Annotated in this window: 12 protein-coding genes; 5 read left to right on the forward strand and 7 right to left on the reverse strand. The window is 72.1% G+C overall.

What is annotated here, in order from left to right; translation table 11 throughout:
• The first annotated feature begins 201 nt into the window (after positions 1–201).
• Together gabT and FHS39_RS00055 are read left to right on the forward strand one after the other, a co-directional pair.
• Positions 202–1536, forward strand: a complete 1335-nt coding sequence (gabT, locus tag FHS39_RS00050; RefSeq protein WP_184345694.1) for a 4-aminobutyrate--2-oxoglutarate transaminase — start codon at positions 202–204, stop codon at positions 1534–1536.
• A 115-nt stretch (positions 1537–1651) separates the two neighbouring features.
• Positions 1652–2530 (forward strand): phosphatase PAP2 family protein, encoded by an 879-nt coding sequence (locus tag FHS39_RS00055; protein ID WP_184345695.1) that lies wholly within the window; start codon positions 1652–1654, stop codon positions 2528–2530.
• Here the strand turns inward: FHS39_RS00055 and FHS39_RS00060 are convergent.
• The 5 genes from FHS39_RS00060 to FHS39_RS00080 form a co-directional block, all read right to left on the reverse strand.
• Positions 2457–2921 carry a hypothetical protein gene (locus FHS39_RS00060; protein WP_184345696.1) on the reverse strand — a complete coding sequence of 155 codons (465 nt, stop codon included), beginning with the start codon at positions 2919–2921 and terminating at the stop codon, positions 2457–2459. The genes FHS39_RS00055 and FHS39_RS00060 overlap by 74 nt on opposite strands.
• A 137-nt stretch (positions 2922–3058) precedes the next feature.
• Positions 3059–4471, reverse strand: coding sequence for an NAD(P)/FAD-dependent oxidoreductase (locus tag FHS39_RS00065; protein WP_184345697.1), 1413 nt, complete (start codon positions 4469–4471; stop codon positions 3059–3061).
• 5 nt (positions 4472–4476) lie between these two features.
• Positions 4477–5274, reverse strand: coding sequence for an ABC transporter permease (locus FHS39_RS00070; RefSeq protein WP_184345698.1), 798 nt, complete (start codon positions 5272–5274; stop codon positions 4477–4479).
• Entirely contained in the window at positions 5274–6209 is a 936-nt protein-coding gene (locus tag FHS39_RS00075) for an ABC transporter permease (RefSeq protein WP_246469734.1), read from the reverse strand. Before FHS39_RS00075 ends, FHS39_RS00070 begins: the two co-directional genes overlap by 1 nt.
• Positions 6209–7363 (reverse strand): ABC transporter ATP-binding protein, encoded by a 1155-nt coding sequence (locus FHS39_RS00080; protein WP_184345699.1) that lies wholly within the window; start codon positions 7361–7363, stop codon positions 6209–6211. Before FHS39_RS00080 ends, FHS39_RS00075 begins: the two co-directional genes overlap by 1 nt.
• 295 nt (positions 7364–7658) lie before the next feature.
• Between FHS39_RS00080 and ybiA the strand changes: the two genes are divergently transcribed.
• Complete coding sequence (gene ybiA, locus FHS39_RS00085; RefSeq protein WP_184345700.1) at positions 7659–8282, forward strand: riboflavin biosynthesis intermediates N-glycosidase; 624 nt, start codon at positions 7659–7661, stop codon at positions 8280–8282.
• Here the strand turns inward: ybiA and FHS39_RS25625 are convergent.
• A complete protein-coding gene (locus FHS39_RS25625) occupies positions 8225–8998 on the reverse strand; it encodes a DUF4190 domain-containing protein (RefSeq protein ID WP_184345701.1) in 774 nt (257 codons plus the stop codon). The two genes, ybiA and FHS39_RS25625, sit on opposite strands and share 58 nt — an antisense overlap.
• Before the next feature lie 116 nt (positions 8999–9114).
• Between FHS39_RS25625 and FHS39_RS00095 the strand changes: the two genes are divergently transcribed.
• Complete coding sequence (locus tag FHS39_RS00095) at positions 9115–10137, forward strand: adenosine deaminase (protein ID WP_184345702.1); 1023 nt, start codon at positions 9115–9117, stop codon at positions 10135–10137.
• A 62-nt stretch (positions 10138–10199) separates the two neighbouring features.
• Positions 10200–10877: a glycerophosphodiester phosphodiesterase gene (locus tag FHS39_RS00100; protein WP_184345703.1), complete on the forward strand. Its 678-nt coding sequence runs from the start codon at positions 10200–10202 to the stop codon at positions 10875–10877.
• Between the two features lie 16 nt (positions 10878–10893).
• On the opposite strand, the gene FHS39_RS00105 is transcribed toward FHS39_RS00100, so the two are convergent.
• On the reverse strand, positions 10894–12057 hold the full coding sequence (locus FHS39_RS00105) for a polyamine ABC transporter substrate-binding protein (RefSeq protein ID WP_184346584.1): 1164 nt from the start codon (positions 12055–12057) through the stop codon (positions 10894–10896).
• Positions 12058–12203 lie beyond the last annotated feature (146 nt).

The following is a 12203-nucleotide window of genomic DNA, read 5'->3' on the forward strand; positions in this document are numbered from 1 at the left end:
CTCAATCTAGTGCCCGCCACCGACAGTTCCGGTGTTTTGGGCGGAGCCCACGCCGTCCCCGGGGAACGCAGGCGCCATGTCCGCCGCGGACAACGACACGAGCGGACCACTACCGAACGGCGCATGCCGCACCCCGGCCCGCGCACCTAGCCTGCGAGGAAACATCACGGAAGCGTCCGAAAACACCCCCAGGAGCCCCTCATGAGCGCGATTCCCCAGGAGCGCCGCGTCGTCACCGCGATCCCCGGCCCGAAGTCGCAGGAGCTGCAGGCCCGCCGCATTGCCACCGTGGCCGGCGGCGTGGGCTCCGTGCTGCCGGTCTTCACCACCCGCGCCGGTGGCGGCATCATCGAGGACGTCGACGGCAACCGCCTGATCGACTTCGGTTCCGGCATCGCCGTGACGTCGGTCGGCGCCTCCGCCGAGGCCGTGGTGCGCCGGGCGTCCGCGCAGCTGGCCGACTTCACCCACACCTGTTTCATGGTGACCCCGTACGAGGGCTACGTGGAGGTCTGCGAGCAGCTCGCCGAGCTGACCCCGGGCGACCACGCCAAGAAGTCCGCGCTGTTCAACTCGGGCGCCGAGGCCGTCGAGAACGCCGTCAAGATCGCCCGTGCGTACACCAAGCGCCAGGCCGTCGTCGTCTTCGACCACGGCTACCACGGCCGGACGAACCTGACGATGGCGCTCACCGCCAAGAACATGCCCTACAAGCACGGCTTCGGCCCGTTCGCCCCCGAGGTCTACCGGGTGCCGGTGGCGTACGGCTACCGCTGGCCGACCGGCGCGGAGAACTGCGGCCCCGAGGCCGCCGCCCAGGCGATCGACCAGATCACCAAGCAGGTCGGCGCGGACAACGTCGCCGCGATCATCATCGAGCCGGTGCTGGGCGAGGGCGGCTTCATCGAGCCGGCCAAGGGCTTCCTGCCGCGCATCGCGGAGTTCGCCAAGGACAACGGCATCGTGTTCGTCGCGGACGAGATCCAGTCCGGCTTCTGCCGCACCGGCCAGTGGTTCGCGTGCGAGGACGAGGGCGTCGTCCCGGACCTGATCACCACGGCCAAGGGCATCGCGGGCGGCATGCCGCTCGCCGCCGTCACCGGCCGCGCGGAGATCATGGACTCGGCCCACGCGGGCGGCCTGGGCGGCACCTACGGCGGCAACCCGGTGGCGTGCGCCGCGGCGCTCGGCGCGATCGAGACCATGCGCGAGCTGGACCTCAACGCCAAGGCCAAGCGCATCGAGGAGGTCATGAAGGGCCGCCTCGCCGCGATGCAGGAGAAGTTCGCCATCATCGGCGACATCCGCGGCCGCGGCGGCATGATCGCCATCGAGCTGGTCAAGGACGCGGCCACCAAGGAGCCGAACGCCGAGGCCGCGGGCACGCTCGCCAAGGCCTGCCACGCCGAGGGCCTGCTGGTGCTCACCTGCGGCACCTACGGCAACGTGCTGCGCTTCCTGCCGCCCCTGGTCATCGGCGAGGACCTGCTGAACGAGGGCCTGGACATCATCGAGGCCGCGTTCGCCCGTCTGTGAGGCGACTGTCCGGCGGCTGTACGCCTGCTGTGTGCGTGAAGAACATGTGCGGGGCGGGTGGTGGACGGGTGATCCGACTATCGGAGCCGCTGGGCCTGCCGTACGGTTTCTGCAGATGAAGGAAACACCCCGTCCGCAGGGGACTGCGGGCGACGCCGTGCCGGTACTTCCCCAGTGCCGGACCGGTCGTGCCCTCGCGCACACCACTGGAGCCCTGGGCTCCGGAAATCCTCACCGATCGGACGCCCGCCCGCCCCATACCCCCCGGGGCGCGCGGCGCGCCGGTCGGCACGGCGGCCTCGGAACCTCCCCCCCTGTTCCGGGGCCGTCGGCCTTTCGGCCGCGCACGGTCCTCTTCCCCGCGCTCTGCATCGCGCTGTTCGCCCTGCTCGCCTGGCAGATCGCCGCACACGGCCCGCTGCGCGCCCTCGACGAGCGCCTGGGGCGCGGCGCCGAAGGCGCGGGCGCCCTCCCGTGGGGCGTCTGCGGTTTCCTCGCCGACCTGGGCAACACGGCCGTGGCGCTGCCCGTGCTGGGCGCCGCCCTGCTCTTCTCCGCCCTGCGCCCGGCCGCGCCCTCCCGGCGGTGGCTGCCGCCGCTGGCCGCCGCGCTGGCCATGGCGGCGGTGCCCGCGCTGGTCGTCCCGCTCAAGGCGTGGCTGGCCCGCCCCGGGCCGCCCGTCATGGCGGGCGGGGTGCACGAGGGCTTCTTCCCGTCAGGGCACGCCGCCACGGCCGCGGTCGCCTACGGTGCCGCGGCCCTGCTCCTGCTCCCCCGGCGGCTGCCGGCGGCCCTCGCCTATGTACTGCTCAACGCGGGCGTGGGGGTGGGGCTCGTACGGCGGGGCTACCACTGGCCGCTGGACGTGCTCGGCGCCTGGTGTCTGTCGGGGGCGCTGCTGTGGTGCCTCGCCCTCGTGGTCAGCCGTCCCGGCCGTGCGCCGGGCCCGCGGCCGCCTCGTGCATCGCCGCCTCCAGCTCGGCCGGGTCCGTGAGCCTGCCCGACCCGTCCGGCGGTACGACCCACCGCACCCCGCACCGGGCGCGTTCCGGGTGCGGCACGACGACCCAGGTGCCGGCTCCGACGCCCCGTACGCCGGTGGCCACCCAGTGGGCGGCCGTCCCGGGCGGGACGAAGAACCCCAGCCGGGCATCGCCGAAGTCGGCGATGACCGGGCCGGGTTCGACCCGCCGGGTCAGCACGTCCAAGGTGGCGTAGCCCGGACCGCTGGCGAGGATCAGGACGTCCCAGAGCCTGCCCGCGGGCAGCAGGGCGACCCCCAGGGGGTTGCGGTCCCACTCCCGCCGGCAGGTCCGCGGATCGGGCGCGGCCGAGGCCAGCCACTCCAGCGCCCTCCGGGCCCGTGCATCCGCGCCCGCGCTCATGACGCTTCCTCCATCGGCGATTTCCTCCGTCCGTGTCGTCCGTCGTGCGTTTCACGGATGAGAGGCTGCCAATGGCGGATCATTACGCGGGTTTCTTACGCCGTCCGGCGGCGCGGCAGGGCGGCGGTGTGAGGCCGTCAGCTGTCGAAGCCGAGCCCGGCCTTGTCCATCGCCTTGAGCCACAGGTTGCGGCGGCCGCCGTTCTCGTCGGCGCGGGTCATCGCCCACTGGGTGATGCCGATGCCCAGGGAGCGCACCGGTTCGGGCGGGAAGGGCAGCGGCTTGTTGCGGACCATCTCCAGTGCGGTGCGCTCGGTGCGGCGGCCGCTCAGCAGGTCGAGCATCACGTCCGCGCCGAAGCGGGTCGCGCCGACGCCGAGGCCGGTGAAGCCCAGCGCGTAGGCCACGCGTCCGCGGTGTGCGGTGCCGAAGAAGGCGGAGAAGCGGGCGCAGGTGTCGATGGCGCCGCCCCAGGTATGGGAGAAGCGCACCCCTTCGAGCTGGGGGAAGCAGCGGAAGAAGTGCCCGGCGAGACGCTGGTAGGTGGCCGGGTGGTGGTCGTACTCGGCCCGTACGCCGCCGCCGTAGCGGTAGACGATGTCGTAACCGCCCCACAGGATGCGGTGGTCGGCGGTGAGCCGGAAGTAGTGGAAGTGGTTGGCGCTGTCGCTCAGCCCCTGCCGCCGCTGCCAGCCGATCGCGGCGAGCTGCTCCGCGGTGAGCGGCTCGGTCGTCAGCGCGTAGTCGTAGACGGGGGCGATGTACGGGCGCAGGCGCTTGACCAGGGAGGGGAAGGCATTGGTGCCGAGCGCGGCCTGGCGGGCGAAGACCCGCCCGTAGGGGGTGCGCACGGCCACGCCGGCGCCGCGCGAGGAGAGCGCGGTGCCGGGGGTGTGCTCGTAGATGCGGACGCCCAGGGCGCGGCAGGCGTTCTTGAGGCCCCAGGCGAGCTTGGCGGGGTGCAGCATGGCGACGCCGGTGCGGTTCCACAGGCCGGCGAGGAAGGTCGGGGAGGCGACTTCGGTGCGTACGGCGTCGCGGTCGAGGAACGCGTGGCCGGTCAGGCCCAGGGCGGCGGCCTCTTCGGCCGTCCGGTGCAGTTCGTCCACCTGGTGCGGGGCGGTGGCGACGTCGATCTCACCGGTGCGTTCGAAGTCGCAGTCGATGCCGTGGCGTGCGAGGGCGGCCTCGATGCCGTCGAGGTTGCGGTGGCCGAGCTCCTCGAGGAGGGGGAGCTCGGCCGGCCAGCGGGCGAGGCCGTTGCCCAGGCCGTGGGTGAGGGAGGCGGCGCAGAAGCCGCCGTTGCGGCCGGAGGCGGCCCAGCCGCACTCCTGGCCCTCGATCAGGACGACGTCGCGGCCGGGGTCGCGCTCCTTGGCCAGCAGCGCGGTCCACAGGCCGGCGTACCCGCCGCCGACGACGAGCAGGTCGCAGTGCTCGTCGCCGACGAGCGCGGGCAGCGCCGGCGGGCGGGCGGGGTCGTCGAGCCAGTAGGGACGGGGGGTGGCGTCGGAAAGTGCTTGGACAGGGTTCATGGCGCTGGTGGCCATGGTTCTCAGCTCCTTTTTCGGCGTCCCCCGACGAGTTGGGCGACGAGGACGCACAGCACGGCGACGGCGAACATCGCCGTGCCGATCACATTGATCTGGACGGGGGTGCCCCGCTGCGCGGAGCCCCAGACGTACATGGGGAAGGTCACGGTGGAACCGGCGTTGAAGTTGGTGATGATGAAGTCGTCGAAGGACAGCGCGAAGGAGAGCAGCGCCCCCGCGACGATGCCGGGGGCGGCGATCGGCAGGGTGACCCGCAGGAAGGTCTGCAGCGGGGTGGCGTAGAGGTCCTGGGCGGCCTGTTCGAGGCGGGGGTCCATGCTCATCACGCGCGCCTTGACGGCGGTGACCACGAAGCTCAGGCAGAACGTGATGTGGGCGATGAGGATGGTCCAGAAGCCGAAGCTGACGCCCATGTTGAGGAAGAGCGTGGCCAGGGAGGCCGCCATGACGACCTCGGGCATGGCCATCGGCAGGAAGATCAGGGTGCTCACCGAGGAGCGGGCCCGGAAGCGGTGGCGGGCCAGGGCGAAGGCGATCATCGTGCCGAGGACGGTGGCGCCCAGCGTCGCCCACACCGCGATGCGCAGGCTCAGCGAGAGCGAGCCGCACAGGTCGGCGACGCCGCAGGGGTCGGTCCAGGCGTCGGTGGAGAAGCGCTGCCACTCGTAGTTGAAGCGGCCGTTGGGCTTGTTGAAGGAGAAGACCGTCACGATGACGTTGGGCAGGATCAGATAGGCGAGCGTGCCCAGTCCCGCGATCACCACGAGGTTGCGGCGCAGCCAGCGCACGGGAGACGTCATCAGACCAGTTCCTCCGTCCCGGACTTGCGGATGTAGAGCGTGACCATGGCGAGGATGGCGGCCATGAGGATGAAGGACAGCGCGGCGGCTGTGGGGTAGTCCAGGACGCGCAGGAACTGGGACTGGATGACGTTGCCGATCATCTTCTGGTCGGTGGAGCCGAGCAGTTCCGCGTTGATGTAGTCGCCCGCGGCGGGGATGAAGGTCAGCAGGGTCCCGGCGACGACGCCCGGCATGGACAGCGGGAAGGTCACCTTGCGGAAGGTGGTCAGCGGGCGGGCGTAGAGGTCGCCCGCGGCCTCGTGGAGGCGGCCGTCGATGCGTTCGAGCGAGGTGTAGAGCGGGAGGATCATGAACGGCAGGAAGTTGTAGGTCAGTCCGCAGACCACCGCCAGCGGGGTGGCGAGCACACGGTGGCCCTCGGTGACGCCGAGCGCGTCGGTGAGGCCGAGGACGTGCAGGGAGCCGAGGGCCGAGACGACCGGGCCGCCATCGGAGAGGATCGTCTTCCATGCGAGGGTGCGGATGAGGAAGCTGGTGAAGAAGGGTGCGATGACGAGCACCATCAGGAGGTTTCGCCAGCGGCCCGCCTTGAAGGCGATCAGGTAGGCGAGCGGGTAGCCGAGGGCCAGGCAGAGAGCGGTGGCGGTCGCGGCGTAGCCGACGGAGCGCAGGAACTGCGGGTAGTACTCGCCGAGCGCGTCCCAGTAGGTGGCGAAGTGCCAGGTGACCTGGAAGCCCTCTTCGACCGAACCGGTCTGTACGGAGGTGGAGGCCTGGTAGACGAGGGGGGCCGCGAAGAAGACGAGCAGCCAGAGGATGCCGGGGAGCAGCAGCCAGTACGGGACGAGCTTCTTGCGCCGGGCGGCCGGGTGGGGTGCGGGCGCGAGGGCCGGGGCCGCGGGGGGCAGGCCGGTGGGGGTCGGGTCGGTCATCACGTGCCTGCCTCTCCCGCGTCCGTTCCCGCCTCGATGCTCTGCGCGGCGTCCAGGCCGAAGCCGTGGCCGGGGTTCCAGTGCAGGACGACCTCGGCGCCGGGCGCCAGGCGCGCGTCGCGCTCGATGTTCTGCGCGTAGACGGACAGGCCGGGGGCGACGGGGCTGTCGACCAGGTACTGGGTGGAGACGCCGATGAAGCCGGCCTGGGTGATCCGGCCGGTGATGCGGTTGCGGCCGTCGGGGACGGAGGCGGCGTCGTCCGCGTGGGTGAGGGTGATCTTCTCGGGCCGTATGCCGACGAGCAGCTTCTCGCCCGTGCGGGCGGTGGCTGTACATCGTGTCGCCGGAAGGGCGAGTTTGGTATCACAGGCGCGCAGAAGGATGTCGTCGCCGGAGGTGTCCAGGACGTCGGCGGCGATGAGGTTGGAGGTGCCCAGGAAGTTGGCGACGAAGGTGGTGCGCGGGGTCTCGTAGAGCTCGGCGGGGGCGCCGAGCTGTTCCACCCGGCCGGCGTTCATCACCGCGACCGTGTCGGCCATGGTCATCGCCTCTTCCTGGTCGTGGGTGACGTGGATGAAGGTGATGCCGACCTCGGTCTGGATGCGCTTGAGCTCCAGCTGCATCTGGCGGCGCAGCTTGAGGTCGAGGGCGCCGAGGGGCTCGTCCAGGAGCAGCACCTGCGGGTGGTTGATAAGCGCGCGCGCGACGGCGACGCGCTGCTGCTGGCCGCCGGAGAGCTGCTGGGGCTTGCGGCGGGCGAGGTCGCCGAGCTGGACGAGCTCGAGCATGTCGTCGACCTGCTTCTTGACGGACTTCACGCCCCGGCGGCGCAGGCCGAAGGCCACGTTCTCGTAGATGTCCAGGTGCGGGAAGAGCGCATAGCTCTGGAAGACGGTGTTGACCGGCCGCTTGTACGGGGGGAGGGCGGTCACGTCGCGGCCCGCGAGCTCGACGGTGCCGGAGGTGGGGTCCTCCAGGCCGGCGATCATGCGCAGGGTGGTGGTCTTGCCGCAGCCGGAGGCGCCGAGCAGGGCGAAGAAGGAGCCCGCGGGGACGGAGAGATCGAGCGGGTGGACGGCGGTGAAGCTGCCGTAGGTCTTGCTGATCCCGGTGAGGCGGACGTCGGTGCCGGTGGTCGCGATTGCCGTCATGGGTCTGGGTCCAGGGGGGTCGGGGATTTAAGAGCAGACAAGAGTGACATACGACGGCCCGTGGCCGGATACGGGCCGTGCAGCGCACGGCGCTGCAGGGCACAGCCGGGAGCAGCTCCGATAGCTCCCACCGGAATTGGTTGCCGATCCTGGCAGAGGGGTGGGCTCACAACAAGGGATTCCGTCGCAGAGTTTTCATTCCGCGACGGAATCGGTGTGGCCGTAAAAAGCCGTGGCCGACCGGCTGCGGAATAGCCTGAGGCCGGTGTCGGTGCCGGATGCCAGAATCGGCGGCATGACACACACGGGGGAGAAACAACAGGCCGACGGCCCGCGGTCGGTGGCGGAGCTGACGGCGGCGGCCGCCGCCCGCGGCGAGCGCGCGAAGTACGTGTATTTCTGGGGCCACCGGCCGCGGCGGGACGGCAGCGTGGGGCCGAGCTGTTTCAGCCAGTGGTGGCCGTCGCCCTTCACGGTGGACGGCACCGTCTACGCCACGGCGGAGCACTGGATGATGGCCCGCAAGGCGCGGCTCTTCGGCGACGCGGAGGCCGAGGCCCGGGCGATCGCGGCGGGCCATCCCAAGCAGGCGAAGGACGCGGGCCGTTCGGTGCGCGGGTTCGACGAGGAGGAGTGGCACCGCCACCGCTTCGCGCTGGTCGTCGAGGGCAGCGTGCACAAGTTTGGACAGCACCCCGAGCTGGGCGCCTATCTGCTGGGCACCGGCTCCCGGGTGCTGGTCGAGGCGAGCCCGCTGGACCGGGTCTGGGGCATCGGGCTCGCGGCCGACGACGAGCGAGCCCAGGACCCGGCCCACTGGTGCGGGCTGAATCTGCTGGGCTTCGCCCTCATGGAGGCCCGTCAGCTCCTGGCGGCGACGGCCGGGAACGGTCCGGGGGCGGGCGGCGCGGCCATATAGGCGCCATAGGTGGCATCATCGGGATCGTCGCCGGGCGCGGGCTGGTCGTTGCTCGCGATGATCAGGATGAACATCACCGCGGAGAGCACGAGGGCGACACCGCCGAGGATCAGCCCGGCCAGCGCCTGGCCGCCGTTGGTCGCGTGTCCCGAGCTCACCTTGCCGCGCCCGATGGCGCCGAAGATGATCGCCAGCACGCCGCAGATCACGCCGAAGAAGAGGGTGATCGACAGCGCCGAGCCGACGATGCCGAGGACGAGGGCTGCGACGCCGAGGCCGTTGTCCGGCTGCCGGGCACCCTGCCAGCCCTGCCCGTAGGCGGGCCCGGGGTAGCCGTAGGCGCCCGTGCCGTAGGCGGTCTGCCCGTAGGGGCCCTGGGGGTACGGACCTTGGCCGGGGCCCGGGCCGTACGGGGCCTGCGACTGCCCGGGGGCACCGCCCTGGCCGTAGCCGTACGGGCCGCCCGGATAGGCGCTCGGTGTGCCCGGACCGCTCGGCGCGAGGGGCACGGGCGGCACGCCCGGCGCCGCCCCGGCGGGCGGCATCCCGGGCCCGGCCGGGGGCATGCCGGGGGCACCCGCGACCGGCCCGTGCGGCGCGGGCGGTACAGGGGGCTGCGGCCCGGCGGCCGGCTTGTCGAGCGGCACCCGCCGCTCCGGCGGAGCCCAAGGATCGCGGTCCCGCGGCTCCGGCTGCGCGTCGTCCTTGTCGGACATGACCCTCCCCAGTCGATATCCCGTCATGCTAAGGCCTGGGCACAGCGGCCGCGCCCGCCGCGCATACGATGATCGGCACCCGACGACCGTTCGACCGAGCAGCCCTGGAGGCCCGTATGCCCGTCCTCGATTCGTTCATCGCAGGGCTCCCCAAGGCCGAACTCCACGTGCACCACGTCGGTTCGGCCTCCCCGCGCATCGTCGCCGAGCTCGCCGCCCGGCACCCCGACTCCCCCGTGCCCACCAACCCCGAGTCGCTCGCGGACTTCTTCACCTTCCGTGACTTCGCGCACTTCGTCGAGGTCTACCTCTCCGTCGTCGACCTGATCCGCGACGCCGAGGACGTGCGTCTGCTGACCTACGAGGTCGCGCGCGACATGGCCCGCCAGAACATCCGCTACGCGGAGCTGACGGTCACCCCCTACAGCTCCACCCGCCGCGGCATCCCGGACACGGCCTTCGTCGAGGCCATCGAGGACGCCCGCAAGTCGGCCGAGTCGGAGCTGGGCGTGGTGCTGCGCTGGTGCTTCGACATCCCCGGCGAGGCCGGTCTGGAGGCCGCCGAGGAGACCGCCCGCATCGCCTGCGACCTGCGGCCGGAGGGCCTGGTCTCGTTCGGGCTCGGCGGGCCCGAGACCGGCGTCCCGCGCCCGCAGTTCAAGCCGTACTTCGACCGGGCCATCGCCGCCGGACTGCACAGCGTGCCGCACGCCGGGGAGACCACCGGCCCGCAGACCATCTGGGACGCCCTCGTCGAGCTGCGCGCCGAGCGCATCGGGCACGGCACGAGCGCCACCCGGGATCCGAAGCTGCTGGCCCACCTCGCCGAGCACCGCATCCCGCTGGAGGTCTGCCCCACCTCCAACCTCGCCACCCGGGCCGTGGCCGACCTGGAGCAGCACCCCGTCAAGGAGATGGTCGCGGCAGGCGTGCTCGTCACGATCAACAGCGACGACCCGCCCATGTTCGGCACCGACCTCAACACCGAGTACGGCGTCGCGGCCCGGCTGCTGGAGCTGGACGCCCAGGGCGTCGCGGCCCTCGCCAAGAACGCGGTCGACGCGTCGTTCCTGGACCCGGCGGGGAAGGCCGCCCTGCGCGCCGAGATCGACACCTACACGGCGGCCTGGCGGGGCTGACGGGTTACCGCGCGACCGGCCGAAGCCCGGCGCGCACCGGGGGTTCCCGCCACAATGGGCCCATGCACACCGCCTTCACCGCCGTCGCCCACCGCGGCGACCCGTACGTCCACCGCGAGAACACCCTGCCCTCGATCCGCTCGGCGCTGCGGGCGGGCGCGGGGGCGGTGGAGATCGACGTCCGGCTGACCCGCGACGGCGTCCCCGTGCTGCTGCACGACGTGACGCTGGAGCGGCTGTGGGGCCACACCCGGCTGGTGGGCTCGCTCTCGGCGGCCGAGCTGCGCGCTCTGACCGGCGGCGGCGTGCCCACCCTCGCGGAGGCGCTCGCCGCGGCCGACGGCGGGCGGCTCTTCGTCGACCTGCCGGACGCATCCGCCGCGCCCGCGGCCGTCGCCGAGGTACGGGCGGCCGGGGCACAGGGGCGCGTGTACTACTGCGGTTCGCCCGCCGCGATGCTCGCCGTGCGCCGCGCGGACGGCGACGCCGAGATCGCGCTCACCTGGACCACGCTGGCCCCGCCCCGCGTGACCCTGCTCGCCGAGGTCCGCCCGCGCTGGCTCAACTACCGCTTCGGGCTGGTCAGCGAGGAGCTGGTGGCCCGCAACCACGCCGACGGGCTGCTCGTCTCGGCCTGGACCGCCGACACCCGCCGCACCATGCGGCGGCTGCTGCGCGCGGGCGTCGACTCCATCACCACCAACCGCATCGGCACCCTCCGCTCGCTGGTGACCGGCTGAGGCGGGCGGCAGGCGGTCACAGCCCGACGATCTCGTTCCACTCCTTGGTGAAGCCGGGGCGCTCCCTGGCCGTCATGTCGCGGGCGGTGGCCAGCCGCCTGCGCATGTCCTCGCTGGGGAAGACCAGCGGGTTCTCGGCGAGTGCGGCCAGGTCCTTGTCCTTGGACGAGGCGAGGACCTCGCGGGCCGCCGGGACCGGGCAGACGTAGTTGACCGAGGCGGCGAGCCGGGCGGCGACCTCGGGCCGGTAGTAGTAGTCGATGAGCGCCTCGGCGTTGGCCTTGTGCCGGGCGAGGTTGGGGATCATCAGGCTCTCGGCCCACAGCTCGGCGCCCTCTTGCGGCACCACGAACTCGATGTCGGGGTTGTCGGCCTGCAGCTGGATGATGTCGCCGGAGTACGCCTGGCAGGCCAGGACGTCGCCCGAGGAGAGGTCCTTGATGTAGTCGTTGCCGGTGAAGCGGCGGATGTGCCGCTTGCGGACCAGGTGGCGCAGCTGGTCGGTCATGGTGTGGAAGTCGTCGGCGGTCCAGCGGGTGACGTCCGCGCCGTTGCCCTGCATCAGCAGTGCGTACGCCTCGTCCATCCCGGCCAGCAGGGTGACGCGGCCGCGCAGGTCGTCCTGCCACAGCTCCGAGGTGTGCCGGATCTCGCGGCCGAGCTTCTTGCGGTTGTAGGCGATGCCGGTGATGCCGGACTGCCAGGGGACGCTGTGCCGCCGCCCGGGGTCGAAGGAGGGCTTGCGCAGCAGGGGGTCCAGCTCGCGGGCGACGTGCGGCTGCCGGGCGCGGTCCATCTCCTGGACCCAGCCGAGCCGGACGTAGCGGGAGGCCATCCAGTCGCTGATGACGACGATGTCCCGGCCGGTCTCCTGATGGTTCATCAGTGCCGGGCTGACCTTGCCGAAGAACTCGTCGTTGTCGTTGATCTCCTCGGTGTACTTCACCGAGATGCCGCTGAGCTTCTCGAAGTCGTCCAGCGTGGGACGGCGCTGGGGGTTCTTCTCGTCGGTGTCGATATAGAGCGGCCAGTTGGCGAAGACCAGGCGCTTGTCCGTGGCGGAGCGGTCCGTCGCGGCCCGGTCGCGGGGGGCCACGTAGGCCGCGGGCACCCCGCATCCGGCGAGTGCTGCGGCTCCCGCGCCCGCGCCGAGCGCGCGCAGCAGGGTACGGCGGGACAGGGGCTTCACGGGCTTCTCTCGCATTCCGGCAGGATGGCGGGGCGGATCTTCGCGGACAAGGGACATCCTGTCCGGCAGCCGCCCCTGCCCCTCGGCAGTCTGCCGGTGCCGGCGGGCGGCGGGCCCGCGTCCGGCGGACGATGATA

Source organism: Streptomyces olivoverticillatus (genome assembly GCF_014203555.1).
Taxonomy (GTDB): Bacteria; Actinomycetota; Actinomycetes; order Streptomycetales; family Streptomycetaceae; genus Streptomyces; species Streptomyces olivoverticillatus.

Coding starts and splice junctions, on each gene's coding strand:
- gabT (WP_184345694.1), top strand. CDS start 202: ATGAGCGCGATTCCCCAGGAGCGCCGCGTCGTCACCGCGATCCCCGGC.
- FHS39_RS00055 (WP_184345695.1), top strand. CDS start 1,652: ATGAAGGAAACACCCCGTCCGCAGGGGACTGCGGGCGACGCCGTGCCG.
- FHS39_RS00060 (WP_184345696.1), bottom strand. CDS start 2,921: ATGAGCGCGGGCGCGGATGCACGGGCCCGGAGGGCGCTGGAGTGGCTG.
- FHS39_RS00065 (WP_184345697.1), bottom strand. CDS start 4,471: ATGGCCACCAGCGCCATGAACCCTGTCCAAGCACTTTCCGACGCCACC.
- FHS39_RS00070 (WP_184345698.1), bottom strand. CDS start 5,274: ATGACGTCTCCCGTGCGCTGGCTGCGCCGCAACCTCGTGGTGATCGCG.
- FHS39_RS00075 (WP_246469734.1), bottom strand. CDS start 6,209: ATGACCGACCCGACCCCCACCGGCCTGCCCCCCGCGGCCCCGGCCCTC.
- FHS39_RS00080 (WP_184345699.1), bottom strand. CDS start 7,363: ATGACGGCAATCGCGACCACCGGCACCGACGTCCGCCTCACCGGGATC.
- ybiA (WP_184345700.1), top strand. CDS start 7,659: ATGACACACACGGGGGAGAAACAACAGGCCGACGGCCCGCGGTCGGTG.
- FHS39_RS25625 (WP_184345701.1), bottom strand. CDS start 8,998: ATGTCCGACAAGGACGACGCGCAGCCGGAGCCGCGGGACCGCGATCCT.
- FHS39_RS00095 (WP_184345702.1), top strand. CDS start 9,115: ATGCCCGTCCTCGATTCGTTCATCGCAGGGCTCCCCAAGGCCGAACTC.
- FHS39_RS00100 (WP_184345703.1), top strand. CDS start 10,200: ATGCACACCGCCTTCACCGCCGTCGCCCACCGCGGCGACCCGTACGTC.